The organism is Streptomyces sp. NPDC097619, from assembly GCF_040302735.1.
In the GTDB taxonomy this organism is placed as follows: Bacteria; Actinomycetota; Actinomycetes; order Streptomycetales; family Streptomycetaceae; genus Streptomyces.
Map to the genome: position 1 here is coordinate 1 of NZ_JBEOSD010000077.1, position 23088 is coordinate 23088.

Genomic DNA, 23088 nt, shown 5'->3' on the forward strand with positions numbered 1-23088 from the left:
CGTCACCAGGGGGGACGGGACCCCCCCTCGGCCCTGCCGGGGCGCGGACCGGCGGGCCCGGGCCCGCCGGAGCGCCGGTCCCGAGGGACGGGACCGGCGCTTCCGGGGTGGGGGCGTGCGGTGACGGGGGCCGCGCGGGCGGCCGTCAGCCGGGCCGGGTGCCCGTCAGTCGGGCCAGGTGCCCGTCAGGCGCCGGGTGGTGACGGCGCCCGCCCGGTCCACCGCCGCCCGCACCACCGCGAACACCGCGCCCTGCAGGGCCGCCGCGATCAGGATCTCCCGCCAGCTGCGGGACTCGTCCGTGGGGTAGGGGGCCTCGTCCTCGTGGCCGGCCAGCTTCCACACCTCTTTGAACGCCGCCCCCGCCAGCAGGCCGCCCACCGCGCCGAGGGTCAGGCCGATCGGCTTGTAGGCGACCTTGACGCTGTTCACTTGGCACGCCGCGCGCGCCGCACCAGGAAGAAGACCACGACCGTCGCCGCGGCCAGCGCCGGTATCCGGCGGGACCGGGCCCCCTCCGCCACCGCCCAGGTCCGCTCCCGCAGCGGGCCCGGGGCCTTCCCCGCCAGGTCGGAGGCGTGCGAGGCGCCCTCGCGCAGCCGGTCCGCGGCCCGGGAGGCCCCGTCGAGGACCGGACCGGGAGCCTTGTCCTTGACGTCCTTGACCAGCTCGGCGGCCTTGGCCGCACCGGTCCGCAGCTGCCCGCCGACCACCGAGGCGGTCCCGGCCACCTGCTCCTTCAACTCGACTGCCTTGCCCAGGGCCTGGGCCTTGACGTTGGTGACGTCGGTCCGATGGCTCATCGCCGTGCCTCCCGCTTCGGGTACCGGTCCGTCGTGCCGAACCGTGTCCTGCCGCGCGCTTACCCCGGAACCGCCGGGTCACCCGCCCCGCACCCGTGGTCATCGGGCGGGCGCGGGACCGCACCGGACCGGGCACGGGGGCGGCCCCGCCCGCTCCGGGATCGCCGGAGGGGACGGGGCCGCCGCGGGGAGCGGGCCGGATCGACCCCGCGGGCCGGATCGGCCCGCGGGGCGGATCGGATCAGCCCGGGAAGCAGAGGGACTGGCCGGTGCCGAAGCCGTAGCAGTCGATCCGGCGGGAGGTGGTGGCCTTCAGCCCCGCGTTGTCGGTGACCGTCAGCTCGGCGGTGTAGCTCCGCTGACCGGCCGGGTAGCGGTGGGCGACGGTACGGCCCGTTCCCGTGGTGTTGTCGCCGAACTTCCAGGCGTAGGAGGCGATGGTGCCGTCGCTGTCCTTGGAGCCGGAGGCGTCGAAGGAGCAGTCCTGGTACCAGCAGGACACGGTGAAGGCGGCGGTCGGCGGGGTCCCGGCCGGCGGCTCGACGGTGCCGGCGGTGACCTGCTTGGTGACGGTGCCCTTGCGGCCGGCGTTGTCGGTGACGGTCAGCTTCACCGAGTAGGTGCCCGCCTTGGCGTACTCGTGCGAGGGCTTCACGCCCTCGCCCGTGGTGGTGTCACCGAACTCCCAGGCGTACGAGGCGATGCTGCCGTCCGGGTCGGAGGAGGCGGAGCCGTCGAAGGAGCAGGTCGGCGCGGAGGTCGAGCACTGCGCGCTGAACTCGGCCTTGGGCTCACCGGGTTCGGCCGGGGCGCCCAGGCCGGTGACGTCGAGCAGCTTGTTCGGGGAACCGCTTCCCGGGCTCGTGACCTTGCCGCTCTGCGCCCCGTTCACGAGCGCGTCGCGGACCTGCGCCGGGGTGGCGTCAGGGTGCGCCGACAGGTATATCGCGGCCGCTCCGGCGGCGTGCGGCGTCGCCATGGACGTACCGCTCATGGTCTGGGTGCCGCCGCCCATCTTGGTGGAGACGATCGACCCGCCGGGCGCGAACAGGTCCAGACAGCTGCCGTAGTTGGAGAAGCTGGAGCGGGCGTCGTTGCTGTCGGTGGAGCCGAGGGTGACGGCGGCGGTCAGCCGGGCCGGGCTGGTGCCGCAGGCGTCCTTGCTGTCGTTGCCGGCGGCCACGGCCACCTGCACCCCGGAGTTGATGACCCCGGCCACCGCGTCGTCGAGGGCGCGGTCGGCGCTGCCGCCCAGGGACATGTTCACGATGGCGGGCTTCTTGGCGTTCCGGACGATCCAGTCCATCCCGGCCGCGATCTGCTCGGTGCTGCCCGAACCCTGGCAGTTGAGCACCCGGACGCCGACCAGCTTCACGTTCTTCGCGACGCCGTGGTCCTTGCTGCCGACGGTGCCGGCCACGTGCGTGCCGTGCCCGTGGCAGTCCGCCGAGTCGGCGTCGTTGTCGATGAAGTCGTACCCCGAGGCGGCCCGGCCGCCGAACCCGGTGTGCTGGGTGTACAGGCCGGTGTCCGCGATGTAGGCGGTCACCCCGCTGCCGTCGTTGGGGTAGGTGTAGCTGTTGTCCTTGGTGCCGTCCACCCGGTCCAGGCCCCAGGACGGCGGGCTCGGCTGCGTCCCGATCGCCTTGAACACCGTGTTGGCCTGCACGTAGCGCACGCCGGGGGAGGCCGCCAGACGACGGGCCTCCGCCGGGGTGGCCTGGACGGAGAACCCGCGGAAGGCCGCGCTGTACAGCCGGCGGACCGTCCCCCCGGAACGGTCCGTCAGGTCCTGCGCGACCGAGGCGGTCTCGGCCGTGGCGGAGGCCCGCAGCGAGGGCGCGGCGTCCAGGGCGACGAGGTACTGGCCGGAGACGGCGCCGGCCGAGCCCTCACCGAGCACCGTGCCCTGCGCGGCCGCCCCGTACGGGGTGGCGGGTGCGCTCTGGGCCGGGGTGGCGGCCACGAGCAGGGTCAGGGCGGTGGCGGCTGCCGCCCCCAGTACCGTGACGGCGGGCCGGGTGCTTCTCGCACCACGCTGTGCACGCATCGAAAGGCTCCTGTAGATCGGGCTGTCCGAACGGATCGGACGTCCCGGCGTGGGGGCCGGGACGCAGGGATCACCCTGGTCCCGGGGCGCGGCCGGGCCAATCCGTAGCCGTATCCGTAGGGATACCTATTCGCGCGGCCCCGGGGCGCCGTCGGTACGTACCGGCAGCGGGATGTGGCGTCGGCTCGGCAGGTCGAGCTTGCTCAGGACCCGCGCCACGTGCTGCTCCACCGTCCGCGGCGACAGGAACAGCAGCTCGGCGATCTCACGGTTGGTCAGGCCCGTCGCGGCCAGCCGGGCCACCTCCGCCTCCCGGGCCGACAGGACTCCGGCGGCGGGGGAGCGCCCGGCCGGGGTCCGGCGCGGGGAGCCGTGCTCGCGCAGGGCGCGGCGGCAGCGGGCGGCGTCGTGGACGGCGCCCAGGTGTTCCAACTCGTCGGCGGCCCGGGCCCCTTCCCCCGGGTCCGGCTCCGGGGAGCAGGCGTACGCGGCGGCCGTGGTGCGGGCCGCGTCGTAGGGGCGGGACAGCTCCGCGTAGGCGCGGGCCGCCTCCCGGAAGGCGTCGGCGGCGCCCGGCGGGTCCTCGGCCCGGGCGAGGAGGGCCCGGCACAGTGGCAGCGCGGCGTGCGCCAGGGGCAGTTCGCGGTCCCGGACGGCGTCGGCGAACCGCTCGGTGAGTTCCCGTGCCTCCCGTGCCCGGCCCGTCCGCAGGCGGGCGCCGACGGCGGCGGGCACCAGGTCGGCGGCCCAGCCCCACACCCCCTTGCGGGCCACCCGGTCCACGGCCTCGTCGGCGAGCTCGGCGGCCTCGGCGGGCCGGCCGCGGGCCGAGCGGATCCGCACGGCGGCCCCGGCGGCGGTGGCGTACACGGGGGTGGCGGTGTTCCCCGGGTCCGCGAGCGCGGCGGCCCCGAGGTGCTCCTCCGCCGCGTCCCAGTCGGCGCGGGCGGCCGCGAGGAGCCCCTGCACGAGGAGGGCCTCCGATTCCACGCCCCAGGCGCCCCGGGCCACCTCGCGGAGCCGTCCGGCCCGCCCGTCGAGCCCTTCCCAACGGCCCCGGCTCCAGTCCAGCCGCAGGGCGGTGGCCTCGATGATGCTGCGCAGGTAGGGGGCCCGGCAGGCGGCGGCGGTGCGGGCGCCCTCGGCGAGGAAGCCCTCCGCCTCGACGTCCCGGCCCAGCCAGGCGGCGACGTCGGCGAGGTTCCCGCACATCCGGGCCAGTTCCATCCGCACGGCGCGGCCGGACCCGGCGCCGGCGATCGACGCCTCCGCCTCGGCCCGCACCCCGGGCTCGCCCAGGCTCATCCGCAGGGCCAGGTGATTGCCCCGGACGGCCAGCCGCAGCGCCTCGTCCCCGTGCGCGGCGGCCAGCCGTTCGGCCTCCTCGATGCGGGCCACGCACAGCGGGTACGGGTCGTCCCCCCACAGCGGCATCGCCAGCCCGGCCAAGCCGCGCGCGGCCCGGGCGGGGGAACCGCTCAGCTCGGCCACCGCGCGAACGGTGTCGAGACGGCCCTGGAGGTGGTCGCCGGCCTGGTTGTTGAGGAGCAGGCCCAGGTTGAGGCGGATGTCCCCGCGGACCGTCTCGGGTAGCGCGGACTCGTCCACGACCCGGCGCAACAGCCGGGCGGTCCGCCGGTGGCTGAGGCCGATCACCGCGGCCCGACTCAGCCGCAGCGCCAACCGGGCCAGGTCCGTCGCGGGCAGTTCGGGATCGTCGAGGAGCTGTTCCAGGAGGTGCACGGCCACGGCGGTGTCACCGACGTCCTGGGCGTGCCGGGCGGCGTTCTCGGCGTACCGGCGCCAGCCCTCCGGGGTGCCGCCCAGCCGGGCGTGGAAGGCGAGCCGGACCAGCGGCGGCGCGGGCCGCGCTTCGAGGGCCGCCACGGCCCGCCCGTGCAGTCGGCGCCGTTCGGGCCCCAGCAGGGCGTCGTGCACGGCCTGTTGGGCGAGCCCGTGCCGGAATCCGTACCGGTCCCGCCCCAGGTCGAAGAGGACCCCGGCCCGCAGTGCCTCGCCCAGGGCGTCGGCCGCCGCGTCCGCGGAGAGCCCGGCCACCGCCCCGATCAGGGCCTCCTCGGCGGGCTCGGTCAGCACGGCCGCCGCGTGCACCGCGGCCAGGGCCGCCGCCCCGAGGGACGCGGTCCGCTCGCCCATGGCTTCCCCGAGGAGCGCCGGCACCGGCGCGTGCGGCCCGCACCGCAGGCCCGCGTGGCGCACCGACTCCTCCAGCACGAAGGGGATCCCGGCGGTACGGGCGTGGAGCTCGGCGGCGACATCGGAGGGCACGGGACTGCCGGTCAGCGCGGAGGCCAACACGCGCACGTCCTCGGTGCCCAGCGGACCCAACGTCACCAGGCTCAGCCCGCTCCCCGCGGGGCGCCGGTGCGCCAGACCCAGCGGCTGCTGCCCGGGCGGCAGGTCCTCCCGCCGGTAGGTCAGCACGGTGGTCATCCCCGGCGGCGGGTGCTCGGTCACGAACCGGATCAGGTCACGGGTGCCGTCGTCGGCCCAGTGCAGGTCCTCGATCACGAGGACGGCCGGACGCACCGCCGTCAGGAACGCGGCGACCGCGCGGAACAGCCGGTGCGCGGCGGCCGCGTGGTCGTCGAGGGGTTCGCACGGCGGCGGCAGCCGCTCGGCTATCTCGGGCAGGTACGGCCGCAGGGCCCCGCACACCGGGCTCAGCCCGGACGGCACCGGCAGATCGTGCAGCACGTCGAAGAACGGCCCGTACGGGAAGGGTTCGCGGAGCGGCGGACAGGCCCCCGACAGCACGAGCCGGCCGTCCCGGGGCAGGCGCGCCAGTGCCTCGCGGACGAGCCGGGTCTTGCCGATGCCCGCTTCGCCCTCGACCATCACCACCCCGGGCGGCCGGTCCAGGGCCTCCAGCAGCACCCGGAGTTCCTGATCGCGGCCGACCAGCACGGGTGCGTCCGCCCCTGCCGTCATGCGCACCGAGTCTACGCAGCGGCCCCCACGACCGACAGGTGCTGATCAACGGCGGTGTGACGGGCGGTGCTCCCCGGCGCGGCCCCGCCCCCGGAGATGGGTGCCGTCCCCCATGGACACCCGGCGTCCCCTCCCGCAGACTGCGACCGCCCACCCCGCGCCGGCTCGCCCACTCCACCCCCGCGCCGCCTCGCGCCCTCCCGCCGTGCCCCGGAGCCCCCGCATGACACTCCTCGCCGCCGTCCTCGCGCTCGTGCTCACCGGCGTCGTGCTCTGGCGCACCGTCGCCGTGGCCCGGATGCGGGAGCTCCCCGCCTGGCGGCGCGCCCTGCCCCTGGTCCTGTGCCTGGCCGCGCTCGTCGCGAGCCTGCTGCGGGCCTTCGACATCCGGGCCGTGGCCGACGCCGTCGCCTTCCCCCTCAACCTGGCCGCCCTCGTGCTCGCCTCCCGGGAGATCCGGGCGGCCGACCGTGCCCGCCGGGAGACGGCGACACCGGCCCGAGCCGAAGGAGCGGTCGGGCCCCGACGGGCTACGCCTCCACCGCCACCGGGCCGCCCGGGGTGACCGGTTCGGCGTTGCGGCGCGTCTTCGACCAGCCGGTACGGCCGCGCAGGACGCGGACGAAGGCGCGGGCCGAGACCAGGAACAGGTGGTACGCGTACAGCCACAGGGCGAAGCCCCACAACAGCGAGCGGAGCCGGGAGGCGTCCGGCGCGAAGTCGCGGCGGTAGGTCGGGCCCCACAGCACGAACGGCAGCACCGACAGGACGGCCAGGCCCAGGGCGAGCGGCCACCAGGCCAGGGCCCCCGAGAAGCCGTTCACGGCCAGGACGACCAGCAGGACCGCGGACAGCAGCAGCGAGAAGAGGTGGGCCAGCGGCTGGCCGAAGGTGTACAGGGTCTCCAGTACGCCAGCGCCGGTGTAGTGCCGCGAGGACAGGATGCGCGGGGCGTAGCGGGCGCACTGCAGGTTGCCCTGGGCCCAGCGGGTGCGCTGGGTGAGCAGCCGGCGGGCGTGCGGCAGGCCCTCCTGGGAGACCCAGGTGTCCGCGACGTGCCGGATCCGGTCCCCCGCGAGGATCATGTGCAGGCCGAGTTCGTAGTCCTCCAGGAGGGCGCCCTCGCGCCAGGGGCGCCGTTCGGCCGCCGCGATGCGGTCCAGGGCCGACAGCCGGGTGAACTGGCCGTTGCCGCCCAGCCCCACCGAGCCGGTGCGGGCCCGCAACAGCTGCATGCCGGCGTTGGACACGGCGAACTCCATGTCCTGCATCCGGACCAGCAGGCGGGCGGCCGCGTTGGCGGCGCGACCCCGGTCCGGGAGCGGCCGGGGGTCGGACACGTTGCGCATCCGCACGCTGACCTGCACCCCGCCGGTCTCCGGGTCCCCGAACCCTCGCGGGCCGCTGACCAGGGCGGTGGCGGCCGGGTCCAGGCGCCCGTCGGCGTCCACCACGCACACGACGACCCGGTCGCGGTCGGTGCCGGGGTCCAGGAGTTCGCCGAGTTCGCGGTAGGCGGCGTTCAGGGCCGCGCCCTTGCCGGTGCGGGCCTCGGGGAGGACCCGGCTCACCAGGTGCACCCGGAGGTCGTCCTCGGCGAGCGCGGCGACGATCTCCCCGGTGCGGTCCTCACTGGCGTCGTCGACCACCCACACGTGCGCGTAGGGGAAATCGGCGCGGAGCCGGGCCACGGTGGTGCCGACGACGGCCTCCTCGTCCCGGCAGGGCACGAAGAAGTGCCAGTCGAAGGCGGTCGGGTCGCCCGCCTCCGCGGCGGGGCGGTCGCGGTAGGCGTGCCGGGCCCCCGCGGCGTACACGAGGAAGCCGGCGAGGAGCAGGAAGGGGAAGAGCAGGAGCAGGGGGTGGTTCGTGTCGGGCACGGTGCGGATCCTCAGGCGGCGACGGGACGGGCGGGGGCGGAGGGGGCCGCGGCGGGGGCGGCGGTGCGGGCCAGGAGGTCCGCGATGCGGCGGGAGGCCATGCCGTCGCCGAAGGGGCTGGGCAGGTCCGCCAGCCGGTCGCGGAGGGCGGCCCCGCGGTCCAGGCGCTCGCGGGCCGCCGCGCCGAGCTCGGGCCCGGGACGGACCAGGGTCGCGAACTCCGCCATGGCCTCGGGCCGTTCGGTGGAGTTGCGGACCACGACCAGCGGCCGGCCCAGCACGGTGGTCTCCTCCTGGACCCCGCCGGAGTCGGACACCAGCAGCGCGGCGTGCCGGGCGAGCCCCAGGAACTCCGCGTACCCCAGGGGCGCGGTCACCCGCAGCACGTCCAGGGCCTCCGTCAGACCGGCGGCCTCGATCCGGGCCCGGGTCCGCGGGTGCAGCGGCAGCACCACGGGCAGGGTCCGGGCCAGCGCGGTCAGTTCGGCGAGGACGGCCCGCAGGGCGGCCGGGTCGTCGGTGTTCTCCGGCCGGTGCACGGTGGCCAGCACGTACCCGTCGGGACGGATCCCGAGGGGGGCGAGCAGGGCCTCCCGGTCCCGCGCCCCGGGCAGGTGCGCGCGGACCGCCTCGACCACGGTGTTCCCGGTGACCCGGATGCGGTCGGCGGGCAGCCCCTCGGCGAGGAGGTTGTCGCGGTTCTCGGGGGTGGCCGCGCACAGCACGTCCGCGAGGCGGTCGATGAGCACCCGGTTGTGCTCCTCCGGCATGGCCCGGTCGTGGCTGCGCAGTCCGGCCTCGACGTGGCACAGGGGCACCCCGCGGGCGTTCGCGGCGAGGGCGCCCGCCAGCGCGGCGTTGGTGTCGCCCTGCACGACGACCGCGCGCGGCCGCTCGCGGCTGAACAACTCGTCGAGCTGGGCCAGAGCGGCGGAGATCTGCACCGCGCGCGGCTGACCGCCGACGCCCGTCAGGAAGGTGGGCCGGGGCAGTCCCAGCTCGGCGAGGAAGCGGCCGGACATGTCCTCGTCGTAGTGCTGCCCGGTGTGCACGATCCACGCGGCGGGGCCCAGCAGCCGGGTCAGCTCGGTGAGCTTGACGAGTTCGGGACGGGTCCCGAGGACGACGGCGATGCTGCGCGGGGGCAGGACGGACATGCGGAGGCTCCAGGCGGCCGGTGCGGACGGGGTACTCCGGGAGCCTGCGGGCCGACGGTTGCCCGGGAACGGGGATCACGGTTGCCGGACGGTTGCGATCTTGTCCGGGAGGGCCGGGGCCGGAGGCCCTCGGGACCTTCGACCCTGCCCCCGCCGGGACCTCCGACCCCCGCCCCGCCGGGACCTCCGCACCGGACCGCCCCGGCCGCCCGCCCCGCCCCACGGGGCCCTCCGGCTCCGCGCCGGGAGGCCCGGGGCCCCCGGACGGCCGGGACCTGCGCTCCGGCCCTCGGTCCGGGACCTCCGGCCCTCCGGGACCTCCGGCCTTCCGGGACCGCCTCCCGTCCGGGACCGGTGGCCTTCCCCTCAGCCCCCGCCTTCGCGCCCGTCCTCCTCCTGGTAGCGGTAGCCGAGCCCGCGCACCGCCTCCACCGGGTCGTCGGCGTGCCGGCCCGAGCCCTGCTGGAGCTTGCGCCGGACCCGCAGCACGGCGAACTTCACCCGGTCCCGGCCCACGCCCACCGGGTCGTCCCACACCTGCTCCAGGAGCTGCTCGGTGGTGACCACCCGGCCCCGGTTGCGGACCAGGGTCCGGACCAGCCGGTACTCGATGTCGCTGAGGCGGACCTCCGCCCCGTGCCAGAGCACAGCGCGACGCTCCGGCACCAGGTGCAGGGCCGCGTCCCGAGGCTTCCCGGCCGCCCAGTCCGCCGGCCCGGACCGGCGCAGCAGGGCCTCGATCCGGGCCAGCAGCTCCTGTTGCCCGAAGGGCTTGGGGAGGTAGTCGTCGGCGCCGGCCCGCAGCCCCCGCACCCGGTCGGCCTCGGCCCCGCGGGCCGTGAGCAGCAGGACGGGCAGGTCGGTGAGGTCGCGGGTGCGTTCCAGGACCTGCCAGCCGTCGAGGCCCGGCAGGCCGAGGTCGAGGACCATCAGGTCGGGCCGGTCCGCGAAGAGGCGGCGCAGCGCCTCCCGCCCGTCGGGGGAGTGCAGCACCTGGTACCCGGCCCGGCCGAGGAGGGTGCGCAGGGCGAGGGCGAGGTCGGCGTCGTCCTCGACGACGAGGATCCGGGTCACCGCTCCGCGGTCCCGGGGGTGCCGTCCGGGCCCGCGAGGGGCAGCCGCAGGGTGAACACCGCGCCGGACGCCGCCCCGGACACCACCCCTCCGTCGGGTCCGCCGGCTCCGTGGGGCCTGCCCGCTCCGGGGGCGTCGGTGACGGTCAGGTCGCCGCCGTGCCGCCGGACGATCTCCCGGCTGAGGGCCAGACCGAGTCCGGTGCCCGCGAAGCCGCCGTCCTCGGCGTTGGGGGCGCGGACGAAACCGGAGAAGATCTCCTCCCGGTAGTCCGCGGGCACCCCGATGCCGGTGTCGGCCACGTCCACCGTCCAGTGCTCGGCGTCGACCGCCGAGGTGACGGTGACGGTGCCGCCGGGCGGGGTGAACTTCGCGGCGTTCTCCAGCAGGTTGGCGAGGACGTGGGCGAGGCGCAGCTCGTCCCCGCGCAGCGGGGGACCGGGGACGGCGTCCAGGACGACGAACACTCCGGCGGCCCCGGTGGCGGGCATCCGGTCCAGGACGGCGTGGGTGAGCAGCTGCGCCACGTCCACCGGCCCGAACTCCAGGGTCAGCTGCGGGGCGCGCAGCACGGTGGTCTCCATCAGGGTGGTGATGACCCGTTCCATGCGGCGGGCGTTGCGGTGCACGGCGTCGAGGAAGGAACGCTGCTCCGGGCCGAGGGGGCCGGAGGCCGGGTCGTCGAGGAGTTCGCAGAAGCTGATCACGGAGGCGAGGGGGGTGCGCAGGCTGTGCGAGGCGTGGGCGAGGAACTCGTTGCGCTGCCGGGCCAGTTCGGCGAGGGTCCGGTTGTCCCGTTCCAGGGCGTGTTCGCGGCGCTTCTGCTCGGTGATGTCCTGGGCGGTCCAGAGCGAGCCGAGGAGGTTCCGGCCGGCGTCGTGGAGCGGTTCCACCTCCCGGCGGATGGTCCGCCCGTCGGCGAGGGGGATCTCGGCGGTCCGGTGGAAGCGGCGCGCGGCGATCGCGTGCACGCCGTCGGCCATCCAGGAGGGGGGTTCGGCGAACGTGGCGCACACGGCCCGGACCACGGGGCCGAGCGGGGCGCCGGGGGAGTACGGGACCCCGGTGCCGTCCAGATCGAACATCTCGGCGAACCGGCGGTTGGCGACCACCACCCGGTCGTCCGCGCCCTGCACGATGGCGGCGTACGGCAGTGCTTCCAGGACGGCGAGCAACTGCTCGGGAGCGGTGTGCACCCGCCCACGGTACGACGGGCCGGGCCGGTCCGCCGGGGGACATGCGCGGCCCGGCCCCGGCCGGACGAGGGGGGCGCGTGGAGCCCCCCTCGACGGGGCGCGTCGACCCACCCCTCGACCGGGCGGGGTGGACTCACCCCTCAGGGGGACCTTCGCGATCTGTCCCGACGGGCCGCCCCGCCTCACCCGTTCGGCCCCACAGCGGGGCGCCGGGCAGTGGCGGAGCGGGACGCCGCCCCTTCGCTCCGCGTCCCGGCGGCGGCGCGGCGGACGTCGCCCGTCGCGCGGGCGGCGTCCGGACCGGTCGGGCCGGGGTGACAATCCTGCTGCGCCGCCACCGGGACGCGCTCCGCGCCACGGGCGACACCGCGGGCCCCGTCGCGGGTCGCACCCGGCGGGAGGGAAACGGGAAGGGAAGGGGAGAACGGTTGAACAAGGTGTGCTTCGAGAGCCGGAGCCTGGCCGCAGCGGAGGAATTCCTCTCCGCCCACTACTCCCCGGTCCGGATCTCCGGTGAGGGCCCCGATCCGCTCACCGGAATCGTGCGCAGGCCCGCCCCGCAGATCAGCGTGGACAGCCTGGACTTCGGATTCGGCCTCACGTTCGACGCCGACGGGCTGGACTCCTTCTGCCTGCTGAACGTCCACCGCGGCACCTTCACGATCCGCCGGGCCGGCGGGGCCGACACCTGCGGTCCGGGCAACGCCATGTTGCCCTTCCTCCCCGGGCAGCCGTACCGGGGCAGCGCCGTGCGGAACAGCCACACCGCCGTGCTCCTGCACCCCTCCGTCATCAACCGGGCCGCGGGGGTCGAGGAGGACGCCCCCTGCCCGGTCAGCGGATTCCGCCCCGTCTCGCGGGCCGCCGAGGACCGGGTCACCGCCGCGGTGTCCTACGTCGCGGCGGTGGCGGAATCGGAGGCGTGGGGGAGCGCCCTGGTGATGCGGACCGCGGCCGAGCACCTGGCCGCGGTGGTCCTGGAGTGCTTCCCCCACGAGCTCGGGGACGGGCTGTCCGCCGCGGAGTCCAGCTCCGCGCACGGCCGGACCTGGCAGCGGGCCGCCCGCTTCATCGAGGAGAACGCCCACCGTGAGATCGGCATCGCCGACATCGCGCGGGCCGCCCGCGTCACCCCGCGCGCGGTCCAGTACGCCTTCGCCCGGCACGCCGGCACCACCCCGCTGGAGTACCTGCGCACGGCCCGGCTGACCTGCTCGCACGCCGAGCTGATCGCGGCCGCGCCGGGTGAGGTCACGGTGGGGCAGGTCGCCGCGAAGTGGGGGTTCTCGAACCCGGGGCGGTTCTCGGCCCAGTACCGGCAGGTCTACGGGGTTCCGCCGTCGGTCACGCTGCACCGCCGTTGAGCCCGCTCCGCCGCCCCCGAGGCCGTCACCAGTACCGCAGCGTGGTGGACGGGCTGACCCCGTAGGCGGCCCGGTAGGCGGCGGCGAACCGGCCGGCGTTGGTGAACCCCCACCGGGCGGCGACCTTCGCCACCGAGAGGCCGTCCGCGGGGTCCGCGGCCTTGAGGTCCGCGTGCGCCCGGTCCAGCCGGACCCGCCGCAGCTGTCCGTGGGGCGAGCAGTCCGCGTGGCGGGCGAAGGCGTACTGGAGGGCCCGGGGCGTGACCCGGGCGGCCCGCGCGATGTCCGCGAGCCGCAGGTCGCGGTGGGCGTTCTCCTCGATGAAGCGGACGGCCCGGTCCACCGTGGCCCCGCCCGCGTCCCGGGTGTCCGACAGGGCCGGCGCGGAGCCGACGGCGTCATTGGGGAAGGCCGCCAGCAGGGCGTCGGCGAGGACCCGGCCCGCCGAGGCCACCATGAGCGGGGACTCCCGCGCGAAGGGGTTGGCGAGCACCCCGTCGCGGAGGAAGTACAGGGCGGCCCGGACCAGCTGCGCGGCGGCCGGTGAGCAGGGTTTGCGGGCGGTGAAGCGGACGGGCCGGTCCGCGCTGCGGGCCCCCGCCGGGGCGCTGTCGCCGATCACGGCGGGGTCGAGGATCACGCCCGTGGCCTGCATCGTGCGGACCGTCCCCGTCCACGGTCCCGGTTCGGGGGTCAGGAAGGTGAGGTCTCCCGGGCCGAAGGTCTCGGAGCGGGGGCCGCGCCGGTACGTGGCCGAGCCGGAGTGGAGGGCCGCGACCAGGACGCCGCCCAGCGCCTCGAATTCGAAGGAGAAGGCGCAGCCGTACTTCGCTTCGTCGAGGACCAGGATCCCGGTGTTCACCCGGGAAATACGAGTGTTTTCCCCGGGATTCGAGGATTCGATCCGAGCCCCGTCGAATCCGGCCTGGTGCAGGAATGCGGAAACGTCTCCGTCGGCCTGGGAAATGATGTGTTCCATGTCTCCGTGTCGCCCTTGCAGGGTGCCGCGCACGGGGCAGGAGGCCCGCCGAGTCCGCCGGTCCGGAACCGTCCCGGACGGGGGATGGTCATGCCGTTCCGGCCGGTCACGGGAGAATATCGACCACTTTTCACCCGATCGTGTGGCCAGGATTCCGGCGTGTGTGCGGGCAAGGCGCGCGCGTTCGTGTTCCGTCGGCTGTTCCGACTTCGCTCCGGGGGCAGCCTGTACGGCCGGCGAAACCCCCGCGTCCCGGAAACTCGGGCGCCGCCGCGTATGGCCGCTCTCCGGCTTCTACGTGCGTGTCGAGCCGGGCCCACCGGTCGTATTTCTGTATAGATCTCCCAGGGTCACCGGCCCCCGGGGAAGATCTCCCGGGATATCGGCGCCCCACGGACCGGAAATTCACTCTGCGCGAACCGGAGAAACAGATGGCTCAGGACCGAAGGCGGGTCACGGGGCGAGCGCTCGCGAGCGCCGCCGTAGCCCTGGTGCTCGCCACGACGGGCATCGGGACCGCCGTGGCGGCCCCGGCGGGTTCGAAACCGCCGGTGGCGGCAGGTGCGAAGGACCGGCAGGGCGGTACCGCCGCGGCCGCCCTGCGCGCGGAGTGCCCGCCCGGACCGCTGTGGGCCAACACCGGGGGCGCCACCCAGCAGCTCCTCCAGTACGACCCCGCCGGGGACCAGCTCTCCTCCGTCCCCCTGGCCCGGGACTACGGCGACATCGCCTTCAGCCGCGACGGCTCGACCCTGTACGGGGTGAACTTCCCCGGCGACGGCGGCACCAGCCTCTACACGATCGACCCGGTCACCGGCGCGGAGACCGCGAACGTCGCGATCACCGGTCCGATCGCCACGCTCAACGACGGCACCGCCGCCGTCAACGCGCTGACGGCCCGCCCCGACGGCACCCTGCTGGCCGGCTCCTTCGTCACCCAGCAGATCTTCGTCATCGACCCCGCCACCGGGGTCAGCACCCTCTTCGGTGCGGCCTTCCCCGCCGGATTCGTCTCCGCCGGTGACTTCCTCGCCCTCGACGACGGGGACGTCCTGGCCTTCGGCACCCCCGTGGACACGCAGGTCGGAACCCCGTCCGCGGTGTTCCGGATCCACCCGGACAACACCGTCACCCAGATCGGCACCATGCCGCAGATCTTCGGCGGCGCCCTGTCGGGCGGCAGCGCCTACGGCTTCGGCTCGGGCGGCTCCATCTACCGCCTGAACAGCATCCCGACCGCGCCCTCCACCGACCCCCTGTCGGTGGCCACCGTCGCCTCCCCGGGCGCCGGCTTCTACGGCGCCACCTCCGCCCAGGACGCCGGTCAGTGCCCGCAGCCCGCCTACACGGTGGCCAAGTCCGCCTCCACGGCGGGCCCGGTGGCCGAGGGCGACACCGTCACCTACACGGTGAAGGTCACCAACACCGGAACCGCCGTGGCCAACGGCGACTTCACCGACGACCTCTCCGGCATCCTGGACGACGCCACGGTCGTGCCCGGCTCGATCACCGCCACCAGCGGAGACGCCTCGATCACCGGCACCTCCCTGAACTGGACCGGTGTCCTGGAGGGCGGCGGCACCGCCACCATCACCTACCAGGTGAAGGTGAACACCCCCGTCGCCGGGAACCTCAGCCTCGCCAACACCGTGACCGCGACCGCCCCCGGCGGCTCCTGCGCCACCACCGGCGGCTGCACGGTCACCATCCCGGTCACCGCCGCCACCCGCAGCCTCACCGTCACCAAGGCCGCGACCGAGGACGTGTTCACCGCCCCCGGCCAGACCCTCCACTACACCTACAAGGTGACCAACACCGGCACCGTCCCGGTGTCCGCGCTCGCCGTGACCGACAACGGCCCCGGCACCCCGGTGGTCACCTGCCCGGTCACGACGCTGGCCCCGGGCGCCTCCACCACCTGCACGGCCACCCACACCACCACCGCCGCCGACGTGCAGGCCGGCAAGGTGGTCAACACCGCCACCGCCGACGGGACCACGCCCGGCGACGTGCCCGTCACCGCCGGCAGCAACACCGTGACCGTCCCCTACGCGGCCGTGAAGGTGGTCAAATCGGCCTTCGAGACCAGCTTCTCGGGCGCGGGCCAGACCCTGCACTACACCTTCACCGTCACCAACACCGGCCAGACCACCCTCAACGGGATCGCGGTCACCGACGACGGCCCCGGCTCCCCGGACCCCGTCGTGACCTGCCCGGTCACCTCCCTGGCCCCGAACACCTCCACCACCTGCACCGCCACCCACACCACCACCGCGGCCGACGTCGCGGCCGGGCGGGTACGGGACGTGGCCGCCGTCACCTCCACCACCCCGGGCGGCACCCCGGTCACCGGCACCAGCAACGTGGTCACCGTCCCGGCGGTGGGCACCGAGCCCAAGCTGAAGATCCACAAGGACGTGGAGGAGACCGCCTTTTCGGCCGCCGGACAGCTCCTGCACTACACGTTCACGGTCACCAACACCGGCACCGTCCCGGTCTCCGGCATCAAGGTCACCGACATCGGCCCCGGCAACCCGGCCGTGACCTGCCCCGTCACCACCCTCGCCCCGGGGGCGTCCACGATCTGCACGGCCACCTACACCACCACGGCCGCCGACCTCCGCGCGGGGAAGATCACCGACAAGGCGACCGTGACCGGCGTCGGCCCCAACGGGCAGACCGCCGAGGCCACCAGCAACACCGTCACGATCGTGGCCTGCGCCCCTTGCAAGGACAAGGACCACGGCGGCTGCAAGGGCGACAAGCCCGAGGGCAAGCCCCACAAGCCGCACAAGCCCGGCAAGCCGCATGCCAAGGCGGCCCCGAAGAAGCACACCGTCTGACGCGACGCCCCCGGCGTGACGGCGACCGACGGAAGGTCGCCCGGGCACCCGCCCGGGCGACCTCAGTCGCCGGCCGGCCCCCGGGACGTCCGCTCCTCGCGCAGCACCCCCGGCGTCAGGCCCGTGGCCCGACGCAGCACCCGCGTGAGATGGCTCTGATCGGCGAACCCGTGCGCCACCGCGATGTCGGCGATGCTGTCGTCGCTGTGGAGCAGGGCACTGCGGGCCCGCTCCACCCGCTGGCGCAGCACGTACTGGTGGGGCGTCTCCCCGACCGAGGCCCGGAAGAGCCGGTTGAGGTGGGCGGAGCTGACCCCGGCCACCGAGGACAACTCCTCCAGGCTGATCCGACGCCCGAGGTTGAGGTGGATGTAGTCGCGCAGCTCCGCCAGCCGCCTCGGGAGCAGCCCGCCCGTACGGGGATCGGGGGCGCGCCCGGCGGCGTTGCGGCGCAACAGCACCGCGGCCGCCGCCTGCACCAGGGACTCCGTGTACAGCGTGTCCACCGGGCCGGGACCCTCGTACTCGGCGGCCAGCCGCTGCACGAGCAGGGTCAGCAACGGATCGGTGAAGTGGAAGTCCGGAGCCAGCTCCAGAGGACCGCGCACGGTCGCACCGGCCTCCTGGGCCCGCGCGTCCAGCCATGCCGGATCGACGGAGAGCAGCAGCAGCCCGACCTCGTCGTGCCAGCGCGGCCGGGACACGTGCCCGGCCGGATTGACCAGCGCTTCCCCCATGTGGAAGCGCGCACTGCGGGCCGCCCCGTCCACCTGCCAGGACAGGGTCGCCGACGTGCCGGTGTGCACCACCAGGACGTGGGTGTCCGGGGCTCCGAGCACGTCGGCGGGCCCTTCGACCGTCCGCTCCACCACCGCGTGCCCCAAGTCCGCGGCACTGCTGCTGAGGGCCACGAGTCCGGGCTTGATGTGAGAACCGACCACCCGCCGATCCTCCCAGCCGTTCGCGCCCCGCGCGAGCGAAGTGACCGTACGCGCCGGTACCGCAGCAGCGGGACACCGGCGGCCACCGCTCCCGGACGCCCCAGCCGCGCGTCCGGGCGGGGCGGCACGCGCGGATCATCCAACCGGTCCGCGCGGATCGTCCAAGAACCGCCCCTCGCCGTCGGAGCATGCTGCGGAAGGCAGCTGTGCCGGATGACTTACGGACCGAGGGGTGCCCGTCCCGTCCATCCCTCCGTTTTGAAGGAGAACGTCATGGTGAACACTCCGGACAAGACCCTCGCCGGGAAGGTCGCCTTCGTCGGCGGCGCCTCCCGCAACCTCGGCGGCCTCATCAGCACGACCATCGGCGCCGAGGGCGCCAAGGTCGCCGTGCACTACAACAGCGAGTCCTCCCGGGCCAAGGCCGAGGACGTGGTCGCTCAGATCAACGCCGGCCCGGGCGAAGCCTTCGCGATCCAGGCCGACCTGACACAAGTCGCGGAGGTGGAGCGGGTCTTCGACGAGGTGGTCCGCCGCTTCGGCAAGCTCGACTACAGCGTCAACACCGCCGGCATGGTCCTGAAGAAGCCCCTCACCCAGATCACCGAGGAGGAGTACGACCGGATGTTCGCGGTCAACTCCAAGGCGGCGTTCTTCGTCATGCGGGAGGCGGCGCGCCGCATGGAGGACGGCGGGAAGATCATCACCATCGTCACCTCCCTCCTCGCCGCCTACACCGGCCTCTACTCCTCCTACGCGGGCAGCAAGGCCCCCGTGGAGCACTTCACCCGCGCCCTGTCGAAGGAGCTGTTCGGCCGGAACATCTCCGTCAACAACATCGCCCCCGGCCCGATGGACACCTCGTTCTTCTACCCGGCCGAGGACGACGACTCCGTGGCCTACCACAAGTCCTCCGCCATGAACGGCGACCTCACCAAGATCGAGGACATCGTCCCGTGGGTGCGCCACATGCTCACCGACGGCTGGTGGTCCAACGGCCAGACCCTCTTCCTCAACGGCGGCTACACCACCCGCTGACGGCCCACCGGTGCGGGGCGCCGCCCCGACGTCCCGCACCGGTCCCCGTGAACTCCCGCACCGCGACCCCGCTCCCGCTCACCGCTTCCCCACCCGGAGACCGTCATGTCCGCGCAGATCGACGACCCCGCCGTCGCCTCCTTCGTCGCCGCCGTCAACGCCGGCGACCGCGAAGCCTTCTTCGCCGCCCTCACCCCCGACGCGACCATGTCCGACGACGGCACCGACCGCGACCTCACCCAGTGGGTGGACCGCGAGGTCTTCACCTCCCAGGGCCGCATGGACGTCGAGTCCGCCTCCTCCGACGGCCGCACCCTCACCGCCGTCTACACCAACTCCACCTGGGGAGCCATGCGCACCCGCTGGTCGTTCACCGTCACCGACGGCAAGGTCAGCCGGTTCGAGACCGGTCAGGCATGAGGCCATGACCAGCCCGAGCCCCGCCCCCACATCGGCCTGGTACCGGCCCATGGTGGCGCGCAGCACCGCCGAACGACACCGCGTCTCCACCGTCCTGGAACTCTTCTTCGACCTGTGTTTCGTCGCCGCGGTCGCCCAGGCGGCCATCGCCCTCGAACACGAGTTCGCCACCGGACACGTCGGCAACGGGGTGCTCGGTTACGTCCTGGTGTTCTTCGCGATCTGGTGGGCCTGGATGAACTTCACCTGGTTCGCCTCCGCCTACGACACCGACGACGTGCCCTACCGGCTCCTCACCCTCGTCCAGATCACCGGTGCCCTCGTCATGGCCGCCGGCGCCGACAGCGCCGTCACCGACCGGGACTTCGCCGTCATCACCGTCGGCTACGTCATCATGCGGCTGGCCATGGTCACCCAGTGGCTGCGCGCCGCCCGCTCCGACCCGGACCGCCGGACGGTCTGCCTGCGCTACGCCACCGGCATCCTCATCGTCCAACTGGGCTGGGTGGGACGGCTGTTCCTCCCCGACGGTGCGGGCCTGCCGAGCTTCCTCGTCCTCGCGGCCGCCGAACTGGCCGTGCCCCTGATCGCGGAACGGACCGGGAACACCACCTGGCACCCCCACCACATCGCCGAACGCTACGGCCTGTTCACCATCATCGTGCTCGGCGAGTCCATCACCTCCGCCACCGCCGCCGTGCGCGGCGCCCTCGACGCCGACGCGGGCTTCGGCAGCCTCGCCGCACTGTCCGCAGGCGGCATCCTCACCGTCTTCGCCCTGTGGTGGCTGTACTTCGCCGACGAGACCCCCCGTCGCCTCGACTCCCTCCCCTCCGCACTGCGCTGGGGATACGGGCACTACGGACTCTTCACGGCGGCGGCGGCGGTCGGCGCCGGCCTCGCGGTGAACATCGCGTACGTCACCCACCACGCCGAGATCTCCCGGACCACCGCGGCCGCCGCGTACACCCTGCCCGTCGCCCTCTACCTGGTCGTCCTGCGGCTCCTCCAGCGCGGCGCCACCCCCGGACCGGCCCTCGACGCCCTCTGGGCCGCGGCCGTGGTCGCCGTCTGCCTCGCCACCTTCGCGCCTGGCCCGGTCCTGGTCACCGGAATCGTCGCGGCCCTCCTGGTGGCGGGCACCCTCGCCCTCACCCGACGGAAGCCCGCCGGGGTCTGAACGCCCGGGAAGGCGGAATGCGGGGCCCGATCCCTTTTCGGCCGCCCCGCATTCCGGGTCGATTCCGCATTCGGTGAGGAATGTGATTTCCGTACGGAATGCGGAAGCCTGCCGGGATCGGAATTACTTCCACGCTCCGCTTTTCTGCCTTTCCCTATCTCCGCATTATTTCGCCCACGGTACAGGCCGTACCGTGGGCGAAATCTCAGGAATCAGGACCCGTTCTCGGAAACGCGGGTCATCCAGCCGTTCACGGCGAACCTGCTGTCCTCGTACCGGCCGGTCGGGCAGGTCACCGGGCGCACCTCGTGCCAGGCGGTGGGGCGGAAGAACACGATGCTGTCGTGCTCCGGCTCGTAGTCGCGCCAGGTCCGGCCCTCCCAGGTGGCCGTCCCCTCGCTGGTGACCGGGAGCGAGATGTCGTAGACGCGCAGGTCGCCGCCCTCGAAGCGGCGCGGGGCGTGGTGGAGGTAGTACACGAAGGTCAGCACCCGGTCCGGCGCGAAGTCGTGCGTGCTGTCCTGGTGGGGGCCGTAGTAGTCCCCGTCGTTGTGCACGTTGAGGCCGTAGCGGGGTTCGGTGCCCGCGCAGTCCAGTCCGAGCGTCAGCTCCACCACCTCCCGGACCGCCTCGATCGCGGCCAACAGCTCCTCCGCGCCGAAACCGTGATCGGTCCGCGAGCGGCGGATCCGCGTGTCCACGTCCCGCGTGACCCGCACCGTGGACGGTCGCAGGGCCGCGTCACCGAGGGACACCACCCGCTCCAGCAGCGCGCCGGAGGCCGCCGGTCCCAGGAAGTCGGTGATCCGGCACACGGTCACCGGGAGCCGCCACAGCGCGTCCTTCCCCACCGGCGAACGGTCCGCCGCCGCATCCGGCTTCCGCGCCCCGATCGCGTTCTGCGCCCCGATCGCGGGCTTCGACTCGGTGTTCTGCATCGTCATTTCTTCCTGCCTCACCAAGGATTGCGACCTCTGCCGGAACCGTGTCCGAGAAGGTCCGTCCGGCCTGCGCCCCACGGTGCACCCGATACGGCCGATTTCACGAACCGGCGCCACGGAACCTACGCCGCACGAGTTAACCGACCACGGAAAAGCAAGCGAAATGAGCCATGCCGGACCGCGCTTTCAGAAATGGTCGGGATATGAACGTCCCGCGGTCCTTTCCGGGATCGCGCCCCACTGAGGAGGGTGATGTGATCTACAAGGCTGCCGCTGTCGCGGCTGCCATGGGAGGGCTGGTGCTGGCCGATGCCGGCTGGGCCGTGGCCGACACGGGGGGTGGGGACCAGCACTGCCGCCAGGGTGGCGGCAGCAGCGTGGTCCGCAGCCTCGCCGAGCAGGCCATCGAGTCCGCGGCGGCCGACCGTGCCGACTCCACCCGTGGCGCGCACGACGCGGGCTTCCTGCGGAACCTGGTCGCCTCCTGGGAGAGCGGACCGGCGACCCCGAAGCCCCCGAAGACCTGCCCGGGTCCGCCCGGACCGCCCGGTCCCCCCGGTCCGCCCGGCCCGGCGGGACAGCCCGGCACGAACGGCACCAACGGAACGGACGGGGTCAACGGCCTGCCCGGCCCGCCCGGACCGGCCGGTCCTCCCGGCGTGCCCGGCGAGAAGGGCGACGCGGGTGCCCCCGGCCCGGCGGGTCCCCCCGGTCCCGCCGGTCCGGCGGGTCAGCCCGGCATGAAGGGCGACACGGGTGCTCCCGGTCCCACGGGTCCGGCCGGTCCGCCCGGCTCCGACGGCGTGCCCGGTGCGAAGGGCGACGACGGCGCTCCCGGCCCCGCGGGTCCCCCCGGTCCCCCCGGAACGGACGGCAAGGACGGGCTGCCCGGTCCGGCCGGCCCCGCGGGTCCGGCCGGACCTCCCGGTAGCAAGGGCGCCCCCGGCGACCCCGGTCCCAAGGGCGACACGGGCCCCGCCGGCCCGTCCGGCCCCACCGGACCGACGGGTCCGACCGGCCCGACCGGCCCGGACGGGGGCCAGGGCCCCCAGGGCGACGCCGGCCCGCCCGGAGCGGACGGCCCGCCCGGACCCCCCGGAGCGGACGGTCCCACCGGACCTCCGGGACCGCCCGGACCGCCCGGACCGCCCGGACCCTGACCGGGTCCCGCTCCCGCACCACACACACCGAGGGCCCGAAGCCACCCAGGCTTCGGGCCCTCGGCCCTGCCTTGCCGGGGCGGCCGGGTGCCTCGTGCCGCCCGCGCACCGCCGCACGCGCCTGCGGAGCCCGGGGCGAGAACACGCCGAAGATCGGCAGAAACCCACCTCAACCCCACGGAACCCCCGCCCCTCCACCAGGCTGGTCAGCGCAACAGAGGCACCAGAGACGAGAGCGGCCACAGCGGTGGCGAAGAGCGGGAGCGACATGACGAACACCCCCTGGCAGGACCGGTCCGTGGTCGTGACGGGCGGCACCCGAGGCATCGGCCGAGGCATCGCCGAGCACTTCGCCCGCCGCGGCGCCGCGGTGCTCCTCACCGGGCGGGACACGGCCACCGCACGGGAGGTCGCGGCCACGCTGGCCCGGGAGACCGGCGGCAGGGTCGCGGGCACGGGCGTGGACCTGCGGGAGGCGGACGCGGTGGAGGCGATGGCCGCCGAGGCCGAACGCCTGCACGGGCACGTGGACATCCTCTGCGCGAACGCCGGGATCTTCCCCGAGAAGCCGCTCCGCGAGATGACCGCCGCCGACATCGACGAGGTGCTCGCCGTCAACCTGCGCGGCTCCATGCTGGCCGTCCGGGCATGCCTGCCCGCGATGGAACGCGCCGGCCGCGGCCGGATCGTCCTGACCTCCTCCATCACGGGACCCACCACCGGCTACACCGGCTGGTCCCACTACGGGGCGAGCAAGGCGGGCCAGCTCGGTTTCCTGCGCGGCGCGGCCCTGGAACTGGCGCCGGCCGGCATCACGGTCAACGCCGTCCTCCCGGGGAACGTCCGTACCGAGGGACTGGACGCGCTGGGGGAGGACTACCTGCGCAGGATGGCGGCTTCGATCCCGCTGGGCAGGCTGGGGGAGACCGCGGACATCGCGCACGCCGTGGGCTTCCTCGCCTCGGACGAGGCCGCCTTCATCACCGGCCAGAGCCTCACCGTCGACGGCGGCCAGACCGTGCCCGAATCCCTGGACGCCCTGGCCCCGGCGACGGGCTGACCCGCTGCCGGGCTCCGGTGCCTCGCCAGGCGCCAGGCGCCAGGCGGTGC

Annotated in this window: 19 protein-coding genes; 8 read left to right on the forward strand and 11 right to left on the reverse strand. The window is 74.6% G+C overall.

All coding sequences use genetic code 11. The features are described from left to right. Positions 1 to 165: 165 nt before the first annotated feature. From ABTZ17_RS21215 to ABTZ17_RS21230, 4 genes are all read right to left on the reverse strand, one after another. A complete protein-coding gene (locus ABTZ17_RS21215; protein ID WP_352197223.1) occupies positions 166 to 432 on the reverse strand; it encodes a DUF4235 domain-containing protein in 267 nt (88 codons plus the stop codon). After that, complete coding sequence (locus ABTZ17_RS21220) at positions 429 to 803, reverse strand: hypothetical protein (protein WP_352197224.1); 375 nt, start codon at positions 801 to 803, stop codon at positions 429 to 431. Before ABTZ17_RS21220 ends, ABTZ17_RS21215 begins: the two co-directional genes overlap by 4 nt. Before the next feature lie 241 nt (positions 804 to 1044). After that, a complete protein-coding gene (locus ABTZ17_RS21225) occupies positions 1045 to 2853 on the reverse strand; it encodes a S8 family serine peptidase (protein ID WP_352197225.1) in 1809 nt (602 codons plus the stop codon). Positions 2854 to 2979: 126 nt separating this feature from the next. Further along, positions 2980 to 5805 carry an ATP-binding protein gene (locus ABTZ17_RS21230; protein WP_352197226.1) on the reverse strand — a complete coding sequence of 942 codons (2826 nt, stop codon included), beginning with the start codon at positions 5803 to 5805 and terminating at the stop codon, positions 2980 to 2982. 223 nt (positions 5806 to 6028) lie between these two features. Here ABTZ17_RS21230 and ABTZ17_RS21235 point away from each other — a divergent pair, with 223 nt between their 5' ends. Then, a complete protein-coding gene (locus ABTZ17_RS21235; RefSeq protein ID WP_352197227.1) occupies positions 6029 to 6370 on the forward strand; it encodes a hypothetical protein in 342 nt (113 codons plus the stop codon). Here ABTZ17_RS21235 and ABTZ17_RS21240 read toward each other — a convergent pair. The 4 genes from ABTZ17_RS21240 to ABTZ17_RS21255 form a co-directional block, all read right to left on the reverse strand. Then, positions 6336 to 7685: an XrtP-associated glycosyltransferase gene (locus tag ABTZ17_RS21240; protein WP_352197228.1), complete on the reverse strand. Its 1350-nt coding sequence runs from the start codon at positions 7683 to 7685 to the stop codon at positions 6336 to 6338. The two genes, ABTZ17_RS21235 and ABTZ17_RS21240, sit on opposite strands and share 35 nt — an antisense overlap. Positions 7686 to 7696: 11 nt before the next feature. Further along, complete coding sequence (gene wecB, locus ABTZ17_RS21245) at positions 7697 to 8842, reverse strand: non-hydrolyzing UDP-N-acetylglucosamine 2-epimerase (protein ID WP_352197229.1); 1146 nt, start codon at positions 8840 to 8842, stop codon at positions 7697 to 7699. 366 nt (positions 8843 to 9208) lie between these two features. Further along, positions 9209 to 9916, reverse strand: coding sequence for a response regulator transcription factor (locus tag ABTZ17_RS21250; RefSeq protein WP_352197230.1), 708 nt, complete (start codon positions 9914 to 9916; stop codon positions 9209 to 9211). Continuing rightward, complete coding sequence (locus ABTZ17_RS21255; protein ID WP_352197231.1) at positions 9913 to 11112, reverse strand: PAS domain-containing sensor histidine kinase; 1200 nt, start codon at positions 11110 to 11112, stop codon at positions 9913 to 9915. Before ABTZ17_RS21255 ends, ABTZ17_RS21250 begins: the two co-directional genes overlap by 4 nt. 437 nt (positions 11113 to 11549) lie before the next feature. On the opposite strand from ABTZ17_RS21255, the gene ABTZ17_RS21260 reads away from it, so the two are divergent. Next, on the forward strand, positions 11550 to 12476 hold the full coding sequence (locus ABTZ17_RS21260; protein ID WP_352197248.1) for an AraC family transcriptional regulator: 927 nt from the start codon (positions 11550 to 11552) through the stop codon (positions 12474 to 12476). 25 nt (positions 12477 to 12501) lie between these two features. On the opposite strand, the gene ABTZ17_RS21265 is transcribed toward ABTZ17_RS21260, so the two are convergent. Then, positions 12502 to 13338, reverse strand: a complete 837-nt coding sequence (locus ABTZ17_RS21265) for a helix-turn-helix transcriptional regulator (protein WP_352197232.1) — start codon at positions 13336 to 13338, stop codon at positions 12502 to 12504. A 548-nt stretch (positions 13339 to 13886) separates the two neighbouring features. Between ABTZ17_RS21265 and ABTZ17_RS21270 the strand changes: the two genes are divergently transcribed. After that, positions 13887 to 16298 carry a CLIPPER-2 domain-containing protein gene (locus ABTZ17_RS21270; RefSeq protein WP_352197233.1) on the forward strand — a complete coding sequence of 804 codons (2412 nt, stop codon included), beginning with the start codon at positions 13887 to 13889 and terminating at the stop codon, positions 16296 to 16298. Between the two features lie 62 nt (positions 16299 to 16360). Here ABTZ17_RS21270 and ABTZ17_RS21275 read toward each other — a convergent pair whose 3' ends face one another. Further along, positions 16361 to 17239, reverse strand: a complete 879-nt coding sequence (locus ABTZ17_RS21275; RefSeq protein WP_352197234.1) for a helix-turn-helix domain-containing protein — start codon at positions 17237 to 17239, stop codon at positions 16361 to 16363. Between the two features lie 273 nt (positions 17240 to 17512). Between ABTZ17_RS21275 and ABTZ17_RS21280 the strand changes: the two genes are divergently transcribed. The 3 genes from ABTZ17_RS21280 (at position 17513) to ABTZ17_RS21290 (ending at position 19877) form a co-directional block, all read left to right on the forward strand. Next, positions 17513 to 18277 carry an SDR family oxidoreductase gene (locus ABTZ17_RS21280; RefSeq protein ID WP_352197235.1) on the forward strand — a complete coding sequence of 255 codons (765 nt, stop codon included), beginning with the start codon at positions 17513 to 17515 and terminating at the stop codon, positions 18275 to 18277. A gap of 105 nt (positions 18278 to 18382) precedes the next feature. Then, positions 18383 to 18697, forward strand: coding sequence for a nuclear transport factor 2-like protein (locus ABTZ17_RS21285; RefSeq protein WP_352197236.1), 315 nt, complete (start codon positions 18383 to 18385; stop codon positions 18695 to 18697). 4 nt (positions 18698 to 18701) lie between these two features. Then, complete coding sequence (locus ABTZ17_RS21290; RefSeq protein WP_352197237.1) at positions 18702 to 19877, forward strand: low temperature requirement protein A; 1176 nt, start codon at positions 18702 to 18704, stop codon at positions 19875 to 19877. Positions 19878 to 20089: 212 nt separating this feature from the next. Here ABTZ17_RS21290 and ABTZ17_RS21295 read toward each other — a convergent pair whose 3' ends face one another. Further along, on the reverse strand, positions 20090 to 20821 hold the full coding sequence (locus ABTZ17_RS21295) for a 2OG-Fe(II) oxygenase (RefSeq protein ID WP_352197238.1): 732 nt from the start codon (positions 20819 to 20821) through the stop codon (positions 20090 to 20092). A 251-nt stretch (positions 20822 to 21072) separates the two neighbouring features. Between ABTZ17_RS21295 and ABTZ17_RS21300 the strand changes: the two genes are divergently transcribed. Continuing rightward, complete coding sequence (locus ABTZ17_RS21300) at positions 21073 to 21978, forward strand: hypothetical protein (protein WP_352197239.1); 906 nt, start codon at positions 21073 to 21075, stop codon at positions 21976 to 21978. Between the two features lie 268 nt (positions 21979 to 22246). Beyond that, on the forward strand, positions 22247 to 23038 hold the full coding sequence (fabG, locus tag ABTZ17_RS21305) for a 3-oxoacyl-ACP reductase FabG (protein ID WP_352197240.1): 792 nt from the start codon (positions 22247 to 22249) through the stop codon (positions 23036 to 23038). Positions 23039 to 23088 lie beyond the last annotated feature (50 nt).

What these genes read in the sequence shown, in the direction of transcription:
- ABTZ17_RS21220 (WP_352197224.1), bottom strand. Translation starts at nt 803, where the DNA reads ATGAGCCATCGGACCGACGTCACCAACGTCAAGGCCCAGGCCCTGGGC.
- ABTZ17_RS21225 (WP_352197225.1), bottom strand. Translation starts at nt 2,853, where the DNA reads ATGCGTGCACAGCGTGGTGCGAGAAGCACCCGGCCCGCCGTCACGGTA.
- ABTZ17_RS21230 (WP_352197226.1), bottom strand. Translation starts at nt 5,805, where the DNA reads ATGACGGCAGGGGCGGACGCACCCGTGCTGGTCGGCCGCGATCAGGAA.
- ABTZ17_RS21235 (WP_352197227.1), top strand. Translation starts at nt 6,029, where the DNA reads ATGACACTCCTCGCCGCCGTCCTCGCGCTCGTGCTCACCGGCGTCGTG.
- wecB (WP_352197229.1), bottom strand. Translation starts at nt 8,842, where the DNA reads ATGTCCGTCCTGCCCCCGCGCAGCATCGCCGTCGTCCTCGGGACCCGT.
- ABTZ17_RS21270 (WP_352197233.1), top strand. Translation starts at nt 13,887, where the DNA reads ATGGCTCAGGACCGAAGGCGGGTCACGGGGCGAGCGCTCGCGAGCGCC.
- ABTZ17_RS21280 (WP_352197235.1), top strand. Translation starts at nt 17,513, where the DNA reads ATGGTGAACACTCCGGACAAGACCCTCGCCGGGAAGGTCGCCTTCGTC.
- ABTZ17_RS21285 (WP_352197236.1), top strand. Translation starts at nt 18,383, where the DNA reads ATGTCCGCGCAGATCGACGACCCCGCCGTCGCCTCCTTCGTCGCCGCC.
- ABTZ17_RS21290 (WP_352197237.1), top strand. Translation starts at nt 18,702, where the DNA reads ATGACCAGCCCGAGCCCCGCCCCCACATCGGCCTGGTACCGGCCCATG.
- ABTZ17_RS21295 (WP_352197238.1), bottom strand. Translation starts at nt 20,821, where the DNA reads ATGACGATGCAGAACACCGAGTCGAAGCCCGCGATCGGGGCGCAGAAC.
- fabG (WP_352197240.1), top strand. Translation starts at nt 22,247, where the DNA reads ATGACGAACACCCCCTGGCAGGACCGGTCCGTGGTCGTGACGGGCGGC.